General features: G+C 69.2%; 14 protein-coding genes and 1 riboswitch. Of the genes, 4 read left to right on the top strand and 10 right to left on the bottom strand.

The window, feature by feature from the left end; all coding sequences use genetic code 11:
- The first annotated feature begins 7 nt into the window (after positions 1-7).
- A complete protein-coding gene (locus tag G6N45_RS01770) occupies positions 8-2,551 on the top strand; it encodes a DUF4118 domain-containing protein (protein WP_163720156.1) in 2,544 nt (847 codons plus the stop codon).
- A complete protein-coding gene (locus tag G6N45_RS01765) occupies positions 2,548-3,228 on the top strand; it encodes a response regulator (RefSeq protein WP_057150365.1) in 681 nt (226 codons plus the stop codon). Before G6N45_RS01770 ends, G6N45_RS01765 begins: the two co-directional genes overlap by 4 nt.
- Here G6N45_RS01765 and G6N45_RS01760 read toward each other — a convergent pair.
- The 6 genes from G6N45_RS01760 to thiD form a co-directional block, all read right to left on the bottom strand.
- Positions 3,225-4,433, bottom strand: coding sequence for an APC family permease (locus tag G6N45_RS01760; protein WP_163727595.1), 1,209 nt, complete (start codon positions 4,431-4,433; stop codon positions 3,225-3,227). The genes G6N45_RS01765 and G6N45_RS01760 overlap by 4 nt on opposite strands.
- A 45-nt stretch (positions 4,434-4,478) precedes the next feature.
- The gene (locus G6N45_RS01755; protein ID WP_163720155.1) at positions 4,479-4,745 is read right to left on the bottom strand and encodes a DoxX-related protein; all 267 of its coding nucleotides are present in this window, start codon (positions 4,743-4,745) and stop codon (positions 4,479-4,481) included.
- 10 nt (positions 4,746-4,755) lie between these two features.
- The gene (locus G6N45_RS01750) at positions 4,756-6,246 is read right to left on the bottom strand and encodes a flavin-containing monooxygenase (protein ID WP_163720154.1); all 1,491 of its coding nucleotides are present in this window, start codon (positions 6,244-6,246) and stop codon (positions 4,756-4,758) included.
- 37 nt (positions 6,247-6,283) lie between these two features.
- Complete coding sequence (locus tag G6N45_RS01745) at positions 6,284-6,877, bottom strand: septum formation family protein (protein WP_163720153.1); 594 nt, start codon at positions 6,875-6,877, stop codon at positions 6,284-6,286.
- A gap of 14 nt (positions 6,878-6,891) precedes the next feature.
- Positions 6,892-7,503: an alpha/beta hydrolase family protein gene (locus G6N45_RS01740; protein ID WP_163720152.1), complete on the bottom strand. Its 612-nt coding sequence runs from the start codon at positions 7,501-7,503 to the stop codon at positions 6,892-6,894.
- Complete coding sequence (gene thiD, locus G6N45_RS01735) at positions 7,496-8,335, bottom strand: bifunctional hydroxymethylpyrimidine kinase/phosphomethylpyrimidine kinase (protein ID WP_163720151.1); 840 nt, start codon at positions 8,333-8,335, stop codon at positions 7,496-7,498. Before thiD ends, G6N45_RS01740 begins: the two co-directional genes overlap by 8 nt.
- Positions 8,325-8,436, bottom strand: a riboswitch (TPP riboswitch). It overlaps the preceding gene by 11 nt.
- Positions 8,437-8,578: 142 nt before the next feature.
- On the opposite strand from thiD, the gene G6N45_RS01730 reads away from it, so the two are divergent.
- The gene (locus G6N45_RS01730) at positions 8,579-10,336 is read left to right on the top strand and encodes an MFS transporter (protein WP_163720150.1); all 1,758 of its coding nucleotides are present in this window, start codon (positions 8,579-8,581) and stop codon (positions 10,334-10,336) included.
- Here G6N45_RS01730 and G6N45_RS01725 read toward each other — a convergent pair.
- Complete coding sequence (locus G6N45_RS01725) at positions 10,333-11,934, bottom strand: HNH endonuclease signature motif containing protein (protein ID WP_179965257.1); 1,602 nt, start codon at positions 11,932-11,934, stop codon at positions 10,333-10,335. The two genes, G6N45_RS01730 and G6N45_RS01725, sit on opposite strands and share 4 nt — an antisense overlap.
- A 68-nt stretch (positions 11,935-12,002) precedes the next feature.
- Between G6N45_RS01725 and G6N45_RS01720 the strand changes: the two genes are divergently transcribed.
- Positions 12,003-12,941, top strand: coding sequence for a lysophospholipid acyltransferase family protein (locus G6N45_RS01720; protein ID WP_163720149.1), 939 nt, complete (start codon positions 12,003-12,005; stop codon positions 12,939-12,941).
- Between the two features lie 3 nt (positions 12,942-12,944).
- On the opposite strand, the gene G6N45_RS01715 is transcribed toward G6N45_RS01720, so the two are convergent.
- Genes G6N45_RS01715 through G6N45_RS01705 form a run of 3 tightly spaced genes read right to left on the bottom strand, consistent with a single transcriptional unit; the run spans position 12,945 to position 15,244 of the window.
- The gene (locus G6N45_RS01715) at positions 12,945-13,748 is read right to left on the bottom strand and encodes an exodeoxyribonuclease III (RefSeq protein ID WP_163720148.1); all 804 of its coding nucleotides are present in this window, start codon (positions 13,746-13,748) and stop codon (positions 12,945-12,947) included.
- 5 nt (positions 13,749-13,753) lie between these two features.
- On the bottom strand, positions 13,754-14,647 hold the full coding sequence (locus G6N45_RS01710; protein WP_163720147.1) for an N-acetylglutamate synthase, CG3035 family: 894 nt from the start codon (positions 14,645-14,647) through the stop codon (positions 13,754-13,756).
- A 3-nt stretch (positions 14,648-14,650) separates the two neighbouring features.
- Complete coding sequence (locus G6N45_RS01705; RefSeq protein WP_163720146.1) at positions 14,651-15,244, bottom strand: peptide deformylase; 594 nt, start codon at positions 15,242-15,244, stop codon at positions 14,651-14,653.
- Positions 15,245-15,321: the final 77 nt, after the last annotated feature.

Here is a 15,321-nt window from a genome sequence, read left to right as displayed (position 1 = left end):
ATTCAGCGTGCCGGAGTCGCCTGACCCAGTCGGCCACAAGCCGAAACGCGGAGAGCTGCGCATCTACCTCGGCGCGGCTCCCGGCGTCGGCAAGACCTACGCCATGCTCGGTGAGGCGCACCGGCGCCTGGAGCGCGGCACCGACCTGGTGGTGGGTGTGGTCGAGACCCACGGCCGGAAGAAGACCGCCGAACTGCTCGAGGGCATCGAGGTCATCCCGCCGCATTACATCCCCTACCGCGGCAGCCGTTTCCCCGAGCTGGACGTGCCGGCGATCCTGGCCCGCCGCCCGCAGGTGGTCCTGGTCGACGAACTCGCCCACACCAACACCCCGGGCAGCGCGAACACCAAGCGGTGGCAGGACGTCGAGGAACTGCTCGCCGCCGGGATCACCGTGGTCAGCACGGTCAACGTGCAGCATCTGGAGAGCCTCAACGACGTCGTCACCCAGATCACCGGCATCGAGCAGCGGGAGAAGGTGCCCGACGAGGTGGTGCGCTCGGCCGACCAGATCGAGCTCGTCGACATCACCCCCGAAGCGTTGCGCCGCAGGCTGTCCCACGGGAACGTGTACGCACCGGAGCGGATCGACGCTGCGCTGTCCAACTACTTCCGCCGGGGAAACCTCACCGCGCTGCGCGAGCTGGCGCTGCTGTGGCTGGCCGACCAGGTCGACGCGGCACTGGCGAAGTACCGGGAAGAGAACGCCATCACCGCGACGTGGGAGGCGCGCGAGCGTGTCGTGGTCGCGGTCACCGGTGGGCCGGAGTCGGAAACGTTGCTGCGCAGAGCGTTTCGCATCGCGTCCAAGTCCAGCGCCGAGCTGATGGTGGTGCACGTCGTCCGCGGTGACGGACTGGCCGGCGTGTCCGCGTCACACATGGGCAAGGTCCGCGAACTCGTGGCCAGTCTGGGCGCGACGCTACACACCGTGGTCGGCGACGATGTTCCGGCTGCTCTGCTCGACTTCGCCCGTGAGATGAACGCCACCCAACTGGTGCTCGGCACCTCCCGGCGATCCCGGTGGGCGCGCATCTTCGACGAGGGCATCGGCGCGACGGTGGTCCAGGACTCGGAGAAGATCGACGTCCACATGGTCACCCATCCGGAGGCCGCGCACGGATTCCGGTGGCCCTCGTTGGCGCCGCGCAGCGGCCACCTGGTGTCCTGGCTGGCCTCTGTGATCGTCCCCACCGCAATCTGCGCCCTGAGCGTTTTCGTGTTGGACGCCTTCCTCAATGTCAGCGGGGAGAGCGCGGTGTTCTTCGTCGGGGTTCTCGTCGTCGCGCTCCTCGGCGGCGTCGCCCCCGCCGCAGTGTCGGCGGTGCTGTCCGGTCTACTGCTGAACTACTTCCTCGTCGAGCCCCGCCACACCTTCACGATCGCCGAACCCGACAGCGCCATCACCATCGTGGTGCTGCTGATGGTCGCCGTGGCCGTCGCCGCCCTGGTCGACAGTTCGGTGAATCGCAGCCGGGAGGCACGGCGCGCCTCGCAAGAGGCCGAGCTGCTGGCCCTGTTCGCCGGGTCGGTGCTTCGCGGCGCCGACCTCGATACGCTGCTCGAAAAGGTCCGCGTGACCTACTCGCAGCACGCGGTCAGCCTGATGCGCCGCGACGGCGACGGTGAGCGCATCGTGGGCTGCGTGGGCGCGGACCCCTGCGTCGACGTCGAGACTGCGGACACGGCGATCGAGGTGGGCGACGACGAGTTCTGGCTGCTGCTCGCGGGCAAGACGCTGCCCGCCCGGGACCGCCGCGTGCTGACCGCGGTCGCCAAGCAGGCTGCCGGCCTGGTCCGGCAGCGGGAACTGACCGCGGAGGCGGGGCAGGCCGAGGCGATCGCGCAGGCCGACAACCTGCGGCGGTCGCTGCTGTCGGCCGTCAGCCATGACCTGCGCACCCCCCTCGCCGCCGCGAAGGCCGCCGTGTCCAGCCTGCGCGGCACCGACGTCGCGTTCTCCGCGGAGGACACCGCCGAGTTGCTCGCCACCGTCGAGGAATCGATCGATCAGCTCACCGCGCTGGTCGGCAACCTGCTCGACTCGTCGCGCCTGGCCGCCGGCGTGGTCCGGCCCGAGCTACACCAGGTGTACCTGGAGGAGACGGTGCAGCGCGCTCTGCTCGGCATCAGCAGGGGAACCACCGGCTACGGCCGCGCGGAGCTCGAGCGGGTCAAGGTCGACGTCGGGGACGAGGTCGTGATGGCCGACGGCGGGCTGCTGGAACGCGTGCTGGCCAACCTGATCGACAACGCGCTGCGGTACGCACCCGACGGCCCGGTGCGCGTCTCGGCCGGACAGGTCGGCGATCGCGTGCTGATCGCGGTCGCCGACGAGGGGCCCGGTATCGCTCGCGGCAGTGAGGAGCAGATCTTCGACGCGTTCCAGCGGCTCGGCGACCAGGACAACAGCACCGGCGTCGGTCTGGGCCTGTCGGTGGCCCGCGGCTTCGTCCACGCCATGGGCGGGTCGATCTCGGTCGGGGACACCCCCGGCGGCGGTCTGACGGTGGAGATCGACCTCGCCGCACCACAGGAGGTCCGGTCGTGACCCGCGTATTGGTGATCGACGACGAACCCCAGATCCTGCGGGCGCTGCGCATCAATCTGTCGGTGCGCGGATACGACGTCAGGACGGCAGCCACCGGTGCCGAGGCGCTCCGGGCCGCAGCGGATTTCCGGCCCGACGTGGTCGTGCTCGACCTCGGGCTGCCGGACATGAGCGGCATCGACGTGCTGGGTGGGCTGCGCGGCTGGTCGTCGGCGCCGGTCCTCGTGCTCTCGGCGCGCACCGACGCCTTCGACAAGGTGGCCGCTCTCGACGCGGGCGCTGACGACTACGTCACCAAGCCGTTCGGGATGGATGAGTTCCTCGCCCGGTTGCGGGCGGCGGTGCGCCGGTCGTCGACGACCGAGACCAGTTCCGAGCCGATCGTCGAAACCTCCTCGTTCACCGTCGATCTGGCGAACAAGGTGGTCACCAAGAACGGCCGGGAGATCCACCTGACCCCGACCGAGTGGGGCATCCTGGAGATCCTCGTCCGCAACAGCGGCAAGCTCGTCACCCGGGAACAGCTCCTCACCGAGGTGTGGGGACCGACGTACGCCAAGTCGAGTCACTATCTGCGGGTGTATCTCGCTCAGCTGCGCCGCAAGCTCGAAGACGACCCTGCCCACCCCGTCCACCTGCTGACCGAGGCCGGGATGGGCCACCGCTTCCGGCCCTAGGCCGCTGCCCTGCGGGCCTGCACCGCGTAGGTGAGCATGCCGACGATCACCACCGCGGCACCGGCCAGCACCGAGCTGAGCGGCAGCGTGAAAGCCAGTGTCAGACAACCGATCAGGCCCACGGTGGGCAGCACACGACGGCCCGGCGTCAGCGCCGACGCATTGGCGATCGCGTAGTACAGCAGCACACCGAACGACGAGAACCCGATCGCGGCGCGCAGGTCGACGAACGCGGTCACCAGTGCGACCGCCGCGCCCACCGCCAGCTCGGCGCGGTGCGGAGTGCCGAGGCGGGGATGCACCGCGGCCAGCGTGTGCGGCAGATGGTGATCCCGCGCCATCGCCAGCGTGGTGCGCGAGACGCCGAGCAGCAGCGCCAGCAGGGCACCCAGCGCGCCGATCGCGGCGCCGGCGCTGACCACCGGCACCAGACCGGCGAACCCGGCCGCGCGCACGGCCTCGGACAGCGGCGCGCCGGCAGCGGCGAGCCGGTCGCTGCCCAGCTGGACGAGCACCGCCACGGCCACTGCAGCATAGACCACCAGCGTGATGCCCAGCGCCAGCATCACGGCGCGCGGGATGGTCCTTGCCGGGTCGCGCACCTCCTCGCCGAGCGTCGCGATGCGGGCGTAACCGGCGAACGCGAAGAACAGCAGACCGGCGGCCTGCAGAACCCCGTAGAACGACGTGCCCTCACCCACCAGCCGGGCCGCGTCGGCGTCCCCGGAACGCAGGGCCAGCACCACGACCATCGCCAACACGGCCAGCACCACGGCCACGATCGCACGGGTCAGCAGCGCCGACTTCTGCACGCCCGCATAACTGATCGCGGTCAGCGCCACCACCGAGGCCACCGCCACCGCGGTGGCGTGGGCCGGCCACGCGTAGTGCCCGACGGTCAGCGCCATCGCCGCACACGACGCCGTCTTCCCGACGACGAAACTCCATCCCGCGGTGTGGCCCCAGAACGGCCCGAGCCGCTCCCGGCCGTAGACGTAGGAGCCGCCCGAACTCGGATAGCGGGCGGCCAGCCACGCCGAGGACATCGCGTTGCAGGACGCGACCACTGCGGCCAGCGCCAGCCCGATCAGCAGCCCCGTCCCGGCGGCGGCCGCTGCGGGCGCCAGCGCCACGAAGATGCCGGCCCCTATCATGGAGCCGAGCCCGAGGACGACCGTGTCGAGGGTGCCGAGACGTCGCTGCAAGGCGTTGTCTCCCGGCCCGGAGGCGCTCACGCGCACACGGTAGCGCTATTTCTGGCGGACCACATTCCCGCCGAGGTACACCAGGTAGGCGACCAGGCCGAGCAGGGCGAGCTTGCGGGTCTTACGCCCCGCGATACCCAGGCCGACGGCCGTCTCGATCCCGCCGTCGATGTACACGTGGGTGCGGGTGTTCGTCGGGAACGCGGGCTTGGTGAAGCCCTCGTAGACCTGCGGGACGACGAAGTGGGACAGGCCGGTTCCGGCGAGGACGAGGCCGGCCACCTTCGCGGTACGTGAATTCTGTTCGGGCACTTCGCAAGTCCTAACTGATCTGGTAGTCGCTGAGCGGGAACCCCGACGCCTCGGCGATGGCGTCGCGCGTCGACATCGGCCGCAGCAGGCTCGGTTCGCCGTGCGGATTGAAATAGTACGACCGCGATGACGCGCAGTTGCCCAGTGTCCACAGCGAGTCGCCGAGCAGTTCGGTCATCCGGTCCAGGTACGCGGCGTTGGCCTGCTCGGTGACCTCGAAGGTGGTGGCGCCGCGGCGCTGGAGCTCACCGAAAAGCCGTTCCATCAGCCGCATCTGGTATTCCATGGTGTTGAAGAAGTTCAGCCCGAGGAATGCGTACGGACTTGCCAGCGACAGGTAGTTCGGGAAGTAGGGCATCGACACGCCCTGGTAGGCCTGAAACCGATTCTCCCGCCACCACTTTCCGAGATTGCGGCCCTCGCGGCCGATCACCTCGATGGCGGGGAAGTTGGCCTCCCACAGGTCGAAACCGGTGGCGAGCACCAAGGTGTCGATGACGGTCTTGGTGCCGTCGGCGTTGACGATCCCATCGGCGACGATGTGGTCGATGCCGTCGCTGCGCAGGTGCACGTGCGGTTTGGTGAACGTGCGGAAGTAGCTGTTGGAGAAGGTCGGCCGCTTGCACCCGATGTCGTAGTCGGGGGTCAGGCGGCGCCGCAGCTCCTTGTCGCGAACCTGGATGAACTGGTTGATCTTGCACAGGTCCATCGCCGAGATGTTCAGCCGGCGGAACAGCGGGACCCGGTAGTGCACCACGCCGACATTGATCATCATCTCGTAGATGGTGTCGGTGACCGCGCGAACGACGCGCTGCGTCAACGGTATCCGGGCGAACAGTCGCTTGGCGCGCTCCGAGATCCGGAAGTCGAGCTTGGGGGCGACCCAGATCGCGGTGCGCTGGTAGACCGTCAGGTCGGCGGCCTTCTTGGCCAGCTCGGGGATGAGCTGCACGGCGGTCGCGCCGGTGCCGATGATGCCGACCCGCTCGCCCGTCGGGTCGTAGGAGTCGTCCCACGCGGTGGTGTGAACCACCCGCCCCTCGAAGCTCTCGATCCCGGGGATCTCGGGCAGGCGCGGCTGGGACAGGAAGCCGGTGGCGGTGAACAGGTACCGCGCGGTCAACGTCTCCCCGTCGGCGACGGAGACCCGCCACGCCGCGGCCTCCTCGTCCCAGCGGGCGCCCTGGACGACAGTCCGGAACCGCATGTGCCTGCGCACGTCGTACTTGTCGGCGACGTTGTCGGCGTACTGCTTGATCTCCGTCCCGGTGGAGAACAGCCGCGACCAGTTCGGGTTCGGCTCGAAGAAGTAGGAGTAGGTGGTGGTCGGAACGTCGACCGCCAGACCGGGGTAGTGGTTGACGTACCAGGTACCGCCCAGGTCGTCTTCCCGGTCGAGGATCACGAAGTTCTCGTAGCCCATCCGCTTGAGCGCGATGGCGGTCCCGATTCCGGCGAATCCGGCCCCTACGATGACCGCGTCGTACTGCACCGACGTCATGCGGTAAACGGTACTAGAGGTCCCCCCAACCGCGGGATCAGCCCGCCAGCGAGCCCGTGCGTGGCGGGTCCAGCGTGGCGATGCAGGTGACGGCTCGGTCTCCGCTGGCCCAGGTCTCGGCGGTGGGGTAGAGCACGTAGAGCTGCACCGAGTCGTCGGTCATCGCCGCCGGAGAGTAACTGGCCAGCTCGGGCCCGCACTTCTCGTGGTAGGCCTCGACGGCCGACTGCCCGGGGAAGTCGCCCTCGGGCATCATCAGCACCGCGAACACCTCGCCCGCGTGCGGCTGGTCGCAGCCGACGGTCTGCACCCGCAGCACCTTGTCGCCGTCGGGGATCTCGGCCAGACAGTCGCCGACCTTCACATCGGTCGCGGTGACGTTGCCGGAATCGACGACACCCCACACGATCACCCCGCCGATGACGAAGAGCAGAACAACGGTCAGCAGGCCGCCGATGACCCACCACTTGATCGACTTCTTCTTCTGCGGCGGCGGGTAAGGGCCGGGTTGGCCCTGGTAGGGCAGGGGAGGAGGCGGAGGCGGGGGGTAGGCGCCGCCAGGCCCCCCGGGACCGTACGGCGGTGGTCCATACGGCGGTGGCGGCGGGGGTGGCCCCGGCGGAGTCGTCACGAGCTGACGATAACTCAGGGCAGCATTTTCAGCGCCGCTTCGACTGCGAGCGCGGGCACATCGAGGCGTTTCGAACGGAGGTCGTGGCGGGCTCCCGTGACCTCGACGATCGTGGTCGGGGCGTCGATCAGTGCGACGGCCGGCCGCAGCTCCTCGAGCGTGCCGAACGGGTCGGCGGTGCCGTGGGTGAACACCGTCGGCACGGTGATGCGCGGCAGGTGCTCGGTGCGGGCCCGCTCGGGCTTGCCGGGCGGATGCAGCGGATAGGAGAACAGCGTGAGCACGTCCGGTCGCAGTCCGTGGTCGGCGACCGCCATCGACGTGAGCCGTCCGCCGTAAGAATGGCCGCCGGCGACGACGGGTCCGTCGGTCAGGGACCGCACCGCCGCGATGGCCTCGAGGATGCCGGAAAGATCGGCGGCCGACGACCCCGACGGCGGACCTTTGGGCCGGCGCCGCCGGTACGGCAGGTTGTAGCGGACCGCGAGCCATCCCCGCCGGGCCCATTCGTCACACAGCGCGACGAGCATCGGGGCGTCGCGGCTGCCGCCGGCACCGTGCGTCAGCGCGACCGCCCCGGCCGGTGTGCCGGCCGGCTCGTGGACGACGCCTGCGATCTCATCCATCGGACAACTGGAACAGCGCCGACACCGAGCCGTGGCCGCCGCCCAACGGATAGGCCGCGCGCAGGCATTCGGTGATCCAGGCCTTGGCGAAGGCGACGGCGTCGGGCAGCGGGTATCCGTGCGCCAGCGCGGCGGCGGCGGCCGCGGCCAGGGTGTCCCCGGCGCCGTGGTCGTGCGGGGTGTCGATGCGCACCGAGTCGTACTCGTAGAAGTCGGTGCCGTTGAACAGCAGGTCCGGGCTGTGCGACGAGGACCGCAGGTGACCGCCCTTGACCAGCGCCCAGCGCGGGCCGAGTGCGTGCAGGGCCTGCGCCGCGGCGCGCTGGGTGTCGGCATCGACGACGTCGATGCCGGTGATCAGCCGGACCTCGTCGAGATTCGGGGTGACCAGGGTGGCCAGCGGGAACAGCCGCGCGGTGAGCGACTCGAGCGCGCTGGGGTGCAGCAGGGGATCACCGTGCATCGACGCGCAGACGGGATCGACGACCAGCGGCACCGTCCCGGCGAGGCCGAGCCGCACCCAGGTGTCGGCGACGGTGTCGATGATCTCGGACGAGGCCAGCATCCCGGTCTTGGCGGCCTGCACGCCGATGTCGGTGGCCACTGCCTCGATCTGCCCGGCGATGATGTCCACCGGAATCTCGTGGAAGCCTTTGACGCCCAACGAGTTCTGCACTGTGACTGCGGTGACCGCGACGAGGCTGTGCATGCCGAGCAGCGCGAACGTGCGCATATCGGCTTGAATGCCTGCGCCTCCGCCCGAATCGGAGCCTGCGATGGTCAGGACGCGCAACGGCGCCCGCCCCGGCGGGGCCAGGGGCAGAACATTCATGACATCTCCCTACGCCGGCATGACCCGGTCAGGTTCGTACGGTCGACGGCGCGTCAGCCGTCCTCTCAGCGCGCTCGGCGCGCGCTCCCGCGTGGACTCCCTCAACGTAACCGACCCCTCCCGGCCGATGGCCGCGGGAATACGTTTTGGCGTCGATGATTTGTATAGCTAATATATGTGTTTTGCAGGCGCAGGGTTGCGCCCGTCATGGCTACGAAACGCGACGACGAAACGACGACGGATATGACGACAGAGACCCCAGCCACTCCGGCGACAGGACCCGCCCCGACCGCCGGACTCAGCGAGACCTCGATCAAGCGGGCGCGGATGGACCACGATCACCCGTTCTACAAGTGGATCGTGCTGTCCAACACCACCCTGGGCACGCTGCTGGCCACCATCAACGCCTCGATCGTGCTGATCTCCCTGCCCGCCATCTTCCGCGGTATCGGCCTCAACCCCCTCGCGCCGGGCAACGTCAGCTACCTGCTGTGGATGCTGATGGGCTACCTCGTGGTGACCGCGGTGCTGGTGGTGCCGTTCGGCCGGCTCGGCGACATGCTCGGCCGGGTCCGGATCTACAACCTGGGCTTCGCGGTCTTCACCGTCGCCGCGGTCGCGTTGTCGTTCGACCCGTTCCAGCTCGACGGCGGCGCGATCTGGCTGATCGCGTGGCGGGTGGTGCAGGGCATCGGCGGGGCGATGCTGATGTCGTCGTCGTCGGCGATCCTGACCGACGCGTTCCCGGCCAACCAGCGCGGCATGGCGCTCGGCGTCAACATGGTGGCCGCGGTGGCCGGATCCTTCCTGGGCCTGCTGATCGGCGGCTTCCTGTCCGAATGGCACTGGAAGGCGATCTTCTGGGTCGGCGTGCCGATCGGCATCCTCGGCACCATCTGGAGCGTGCGTTCCCTCAAAGAGCTGGGGGTGCGCACGCCGGGCAAGCTGGACTGGGCCGGGACGCTGACCTTCGGCGTCGGACTGACCGTGCTGCTGATCGGCATCACCTACGGCATCCAGCCCTACGGGTCGTCGACCACCGGGTGGACGAACCCGTGGGTGCTCGGCGCCATCGTGTTCGGGGTGGCCCTGCTCGTGGTGTTCTGCTTCGTCGAGTTGCGGGTCAAGCAGCCGATGGTCAACATCCGGCTCTTCCGCTCCGCGTCGTTCGGCATGGGCAACCTCGCCGGGCTGATGTCGTCGGTCGGCCGCGGTGGCCTGCAGTTCATGCTGATCATCTGGCTGCAGGGCATCTGGTTGCCGCTGCACGGCTACAGCTTCGAGTCCACCCCGCTGTGGGCGGGCATCTACATGCTGCCGATGACGGCCGGCTTCCTGATCGCCGGTCCGCTGGCCGGGTCACTGTCGGACCGTTTCGGTGCGCGGCCGTTCACCGTCGGAGGCATGCTGCTGATGGCGGTGACGTTCGTGGCGCTGGTGCTCATCCCGGTGAACTTCGACTACTGGTTGTTCGCGGTGCTGGTCTTCCTCAACGGGCTCGGCGGCGGCATCTTCACCGCGCCCAACACCGCGGCGATCATGTCCAGCGTCCCGTCGGCCGAGCGCGGCGCGGCCTCCGGCGTGCGGGCCACGTTCTTCAACGCCGGCTCGTCGCTGTCGATCGGCATCTTCTTCTCGCTGATGATCGTCGGACTGGCCAATTCCCTGCCCGGCGCGATGAGCAGCGGCCTCCAGGCCCAGGGCGTGTCCAGCGCGGTGGCACAGGACGTCGCCAATCTGCCGCCGGTGGGCAGCCTGTTCGCGGCGTTCCTGGGATACAACCCGATCGCCGAGTTGCTCGAACCCTCGCACGCTCTGCAGCAGCCCGGTGTCAACGCCGACGTGCTGACCGGCAAGACGTTCTTCCCTGAGCTGATCACGGAGCCGTTTCACAACGGCCTGGTGGTCGTGTTCATCGCCGCGGCGGCGATGATGCTCATCGGCGCCGTGGCCTCGATGTTCAACCCCGGGCGTTACGCCGAGGACAGCGCCGACGCCTAGAACGGTGGCGGTTCGTCGGGATCGGAAGGCGTCCGTGGTGGCGGTTGCCAATGCGGTTGCAGCTCTTCGGGTTCCAACGGATCGTTGACCCACTGCATGTAGGGGGCGTTCGACGGCTTGTCGCTGATCGGGCCGTGAAACAGCCCTCTCCAGCGGCGAGTGTCGTTGCGCCATCGGCGGTCTCTGATTTCTCGCGTGGCGGCCTGGTTACGGTAGCGGTTGTACTCGGTGGTGGCCCGGTGGGCGCAGAGCCGGGCGCGGGCGCGTTCGACCCTTGTGCGGTCTTCGCGGCGCCGTGGTCGAACGGTCATACCGAACAGGCCGGTGGAGCCGGGTGTGGTGCGCGATACCGCGCCGGTCGGAGAGGTCCACACGATGGTTCCGTCGGCCAGGAGCTCGACACACCAGCCGCCGAAAGTCTTGCAGCGATGATGTTGTCGGCAGAAGCAGGCCAGGTTCCACGGCACGGTGTGCCCGCCTGCTGCCGGGTCGCGGTGGTTGAAGGGGGTGATGTGGTCGATGTCGCACTGCTCGGCCGGGACTGAGCATCCGGGTGCCCGGCATGTCAGATCGCGCAGGCGGATCCAGCGCGCCAGCGCGGCGCCCGGCCGGTATCGCAGTGCCTCGTGCTGGCTGACGACGGGCTCCTCGACCAGCCTGCGGGTGGCGTCCCGGGCCAGTTCACGGACCAGTTCGGCGTCGATGACCCCGAACCCGACCAGATATCCCGGCGCCTGGCTTTGTCCGTTCACGGTGTCGGCGCCGGCCACCACGTTCAGCACCACCTTCGGCGAGACCTGCGTCGACGACGCGGAGGGCTGACCGGTTGCCGGGTCGTTCTTGGGGCAGTCGGACGCACCGCAGCGGCATTCGAGGCCGCGGCGTTCGGCCAGGGCTTCGAAGGCATCGGCGCGGCGTTGCTGCAGGCTGCGCGGATCCGCCGGACACACCGAGGCGGCCATCGCCGAGAGTTCGGCGTCGACCATCTTGCCCGCTGGCGCAGAAAGCTTGATCCGCAGCGTGGCCATCCCGTCGCCGTCTGAGCTGACGTACGCCCCGCGCTCGTCATAGGCGCGTTGGCGACGCTTCTTCACCCCATCGCGGTCCACGGTGCTCACCACATGATCGACGGCGTCGATGACCCTCCGCCGTGACCATGACGACCAGCTGCCGAGACGCTCGGCCATGTCGGGGTCGATCTGGGGCATCAGGTCGTCGGCGACCAGTTCAGTGCGCTTGATCACCAATTCGACCGTCGGCCAGCTCACCTCGCCGCGAGCAAGCAGCTCTCCCACTGCCGGCAACCGTTGATCGAGGGTCTCAGCGGCGAACACCATCGCCCGCGCGGCAGCGGTGGACATGTTGATCAGCGCGGCGACCTCGGCGGTGGTGCGGGCGAACCCGGTGATCATCGAGCGTGCGTCGGCGTCGATGGCCAGCTCCTCGTCGATCCGACGGCGCAGCAACTGCGCGATGGCCGCGAGCTTCCGCGCGACCTGCATCGACTCCTGACGAAGCGCATCCTCGACGACCGCGAGGATGGCGCCGTCGGAGCAATTGTCGAATATGTGTTCGAGTATAGCTGCGTCCACTGACATCGACGCGGTCTGCTTCACAGCCAACGCCAAGGTGTGGCCCAGCACACATGGTGGGTATGCGCACTCCCATGGCGACCACCAGTGATACCCGACCCGAACAGGTGCGCGTGCAGGCGCGCGACCACGCGCAGGAGAAAAGGACGGCGATGGCCGCCAAGCGGGACCGCAGCGAGGGTGGGCTGTCCGGCTGGGTGGCGCAGCGCGCCGGTGACTGGGACCTCGCGGGCCAGGACGAGGCGACGATGCAGCGCCAGAAGTACTTCTGGAACACCTTGGTCGACCACTGGTTCCGGATGGAGTTCGACGGGTGGGAGAACCTGCCCGACTCGCCCGTGCTGCTGGTCGGGATCCACTCGGGCGCGCCGTTCGTCTGGGATGCGTGGACCGTCGGGGTGCAGTGGTGGCGCCGGTTCGGTCAGGCGCGTCCGCTGCACGGCACCGCGCACGACGCACTGATGGCGATCCCGGTGATCGGCCGGTACTTCCGTGCGATGGGCGTGCTGCCCGCCGCGCCGGACTCCATCGCGACCGCCCTGGCCGAAGGCCGCGACGTCGCGCTGTGGCCCGGCGGTGAAGTCGACTCACTACGGCCGTGGAGCGAACGGGACCAGGCGAACCTCGCGGGACGCAAGGGTTTCGTGGCCATGGCGATCAAGGCGGGGGTGCCCATCGTGCCGATCGCGACGGTGGGTGGCGCCGACGCGATGCCGGTGCTGATCCGCGGCGACGGGCTCTCGCGGGCACTCCGTCTGGACAAACTGTTGCGCCTCAAGGTCTTTCCGATCGCCGTATCGCTACCCTGGGGGATCGCGCCCGCAGCGCTGCCGCAGCTCCCGCTGCCCGCGAAGATCCGGACCCGGTTGATGCCCGCGGTCGAGGTGGATCACGACCCGGCACGTGCCGACGACGCCGACTATGTGGACCGCGTGTATCGCGAGGTGCAGGACAGCATTCAGCGCGGCATGGACGAGCTGGCGCGCAAGCGGGCCTTCCCGCTGTTCGGCTGACGCTCAGTCTGCGAGCTCCACCAGCACGGGGGCATGATCGCTGGCGCCCTTGCCTTTCCGTTCCTCACGGACGATCTCGGCGTGGGTGACGCGGTTGGTGAACGCGGGCGAGCCGAGGATGAAGTCGATGCGCATACCGCGGCGCTTCTGGAACGCCAACCGGGTGTAGTCCCAGTACGTGAAGACGCCGGGACCCGGCGTGAACGGACGCACCACGTCGGCGAAACCGGTGTCGACGACCGCGGCGAAGGCGTCACGTTCCGGCGGCGTGACGTGGGTGCTGTCCTGATAGGCCTCGACGCTCCAGACGTCGTCGTCGGTGGGGGCGATGTTCCAGTCACCGACCATCGCGATCGGTAGGGCCGGATCGTCGGTGAGCCATGTTTGTGCGGTGTCGCGCAGCGCCGCAAGCCATTCCAACTTGTAGGCGTAGTGGGGCGAACCGACGAAACGGCCGTTGGGGACGTAGAGGCTCCACACCCGCACCCCGCCGCAGGTGGCGCCGAGTGCGCGGGCTTCGGCCGCGGCCTCCACGCTGTCGTCCGAACTCCACGTCGGTTGGCCCTCGAAGCCGACCGCGACGTCATCGATGCCCACCCGCGAGGCGATGGCCACCCCGTTCCACTGATTGAACCCGCAGTGCACCACCTCGTAGCCCAGCGCGGCGAACGGCATCGTCGGGAACTGCTCGTCGGAGCACTTGGTCTCCTGCATCGCCAGCACGTCGACGTCGGCGCGCTCCAGCCAATCGGTGACCCGATCGACCCTGGCGCGAATCGAGTTGACGTTCCACGTCGCCAGTCGCATGCCCCTCAGACTATGTCCTCGGCCCGCACATAGCGGGAGCGGTGGTGCAGTGTGAAACCCATCTGTTCGTACAACCGGCGGGCGGCGTCGTTGTCGGTGACGACCTGCACGTACGCGCGCGTCGCGCCCCGGTCGCCCGCCCAGGCCAGCAACCCCTCACACAGCCTCCGCGCCAATCCCTGGCGCCTTGCGGATTCGACGACGTGCACCGCCGACACGCCCGCCCAGCGGGTCCCGTCGGGCGCCTCGGTGAGTGCCACCCTGCCCACCGCCGCACCGGCCAGCGTGCCGAACCCGACCTCACCGTCGACGACCGCGGTCAGCACCGGTGCCGGGACGTCGCGTTCGTACAGCGTCAGCCATTCATCGTCGGGGACCGCCGACACCGTCACCTCGCCCTGCCCGCCCGGACCGATTTCCGTTGTCATCACCAGGTTTTCGGCGTCGGTGGGTACCCCCGCGGGAACGCGGAACAGGCGGTCGGGCGCGGAGATGACCGCGGGCACCCCGCGCGAGGCATACCAGCCGGAAACCGCGGCGATCTCGGCCACCGACGTGAACCGCAGCGGCACAGCGGAATTGGCGCGTCTGGTGGCGCCGTCGCCGAAGCGCAGGAACCACCCGTCGAGCCACTGCTGCTCGGTGCCCGGCCACGCCAGCGCCGCCGCGTGCTCCAGGTTGCGGATCTGTCCCGCGCGCACCGGCTGCTCGGGCACCACCCGGAAGGCGACGACATCGTCGCGGCCGACGGTGACCACCTCACCGTGGCGGGTACGCACCTGCACCGTCGGGTCGACCTGCTCGACGTGGCCGACCACGTCGGTGAACGGCCGGGTCTCGCCGACCGGCAGCCGGTACCGCAGGCTGACCCGCGCGCCGAGCGCCGGCAGATCCGTCACGGCTCAGTGCCCGAACGGATCGGGGTCCTCGCCGGGCATCCAGGTCAGACCGGGCACGCCCCAGCCGTGCGACTTCACCGCCCGCTTGGCGCTGCGCGCATTCCTGCCGACCAGCCGGTCCAGGTACAGGAAGCCGTCGAGATGACCCGTCTCGTGCTGCAGCATCCGCGCGAACAGGTCCGTCCCCTCCAACGTGATCGGGTTGCCGTCGGCGTCCAGGCCCGTCACCCGCGCCCACGAGGCGCGGCCCGTCGGGAACGACTCGCCCGGCACCGACAGGCAGCCCTCGTCGTCGTCCTCCGGATCCGGCATCGTCTCGGGCACCTCGGAGGTCTCCAGCACCGGGTTGACGACGACGCCGCGGCGCCGGACGGTCTTGCCGCGGGCGTCGGCGCAGTCGAAGACGAAGACCCGTTTGCCGACGCCGATCTGGTTGGCGGCCAGGCCGACTCCGTGGGCGGCGTCCATCGTGTCGTACAGATCGGTGATCAGATCCGCGAGATCGGCGGGCAGACTTCCGTCGTCGCCGACGGGGATCGGCTCGGTGGGGGTGTGGAGAACGGGATCTCCCACGATGCAGATCGGTCGGACAGCCATGCCCGAAAGCTTAAAGTGGCCCGCGCCGGCGCCGACTCGCGGTCATTGGTGCCGCCGTCGGTGACCGAGCCGTGATT

It is taken from the genome of Mycolicibacterium psychrotolerans (assembly GCF_010729305.1).
Classification (GTDB): Bacteria; Actinomycetota; Actinomycetes; order Mycobacteriales; family Mycobacteriaceae; genus Mycobacterium; species Mycobacterium psychrotolerans.
Note: the sequence above shows the minus strand (reverse complement) of the source record. Positions and strands in the feature narration are given on the sequence as shown.

What these genes read in the sequence shown, in the direction of transcription:
- G6N45_RS01740 (WP_163720152.1), bottom strand. Translation starts at nt 7,503, where the DNA reads ATGGATGAGATCGCAGGCGTCGTCCACGAGCCGGCCGGCACACCGGCC.
- G6N45_RS01730 (WP_163720150.1), top strand. Translation starts at nt 8,579, where the DNA reads ATGACGACAGAGACCCCAGCCACTCCGGCGACAGGACCCGCCCCGACC.
- G6N45_RS01720 (WP_163720149.1), top strand. Translation starts at nt 12,003, where the DNA reads ATGGCGACCACCAGTGATACCCGACCCGAACAGGTGCGCGTGCAGGCG.
- G6N45_RS01725 (WP_179965257.1), bottom strand. Translation starts at nt 11,934, where the DNA reads ATGTCAGTGGACGCAGCTATACTCGAACACATATTCGACAATTGCTCC.
- G6N45_RS01705 (WP_163720146.1), bottom strand. Translation starts at nt 15,244, where the DNA reads ATGGCTGTCCGACCGATCTGCATCGTGGGAGATCCCGTTCTCCACACC.
- thiD (WP_163720151.1), bottom strand. Translation starts at nt 8,335, where the DNA reads ATGAATGTTCTGCCCCTGGCCCCGCCGGGGCGGGCGCCGTTGCGCGTC.
- G6N45_RS01750 (WP_163720154.1), bottom strand. Translation starts at nt 6,246, where the DNA reads ATGACGTCGGTGCAGTACGACGCGGTCATCGTAGGGGCCGGATTCGCC.
- G6N45_RS01715 (WP_163720148.1), bottom strand. Translation starts at nt 13,748, where the DNA reads ATGCGACTGGCGACGTGGAACGTCAACTCGATTCGCGCCAGGGTCGAT.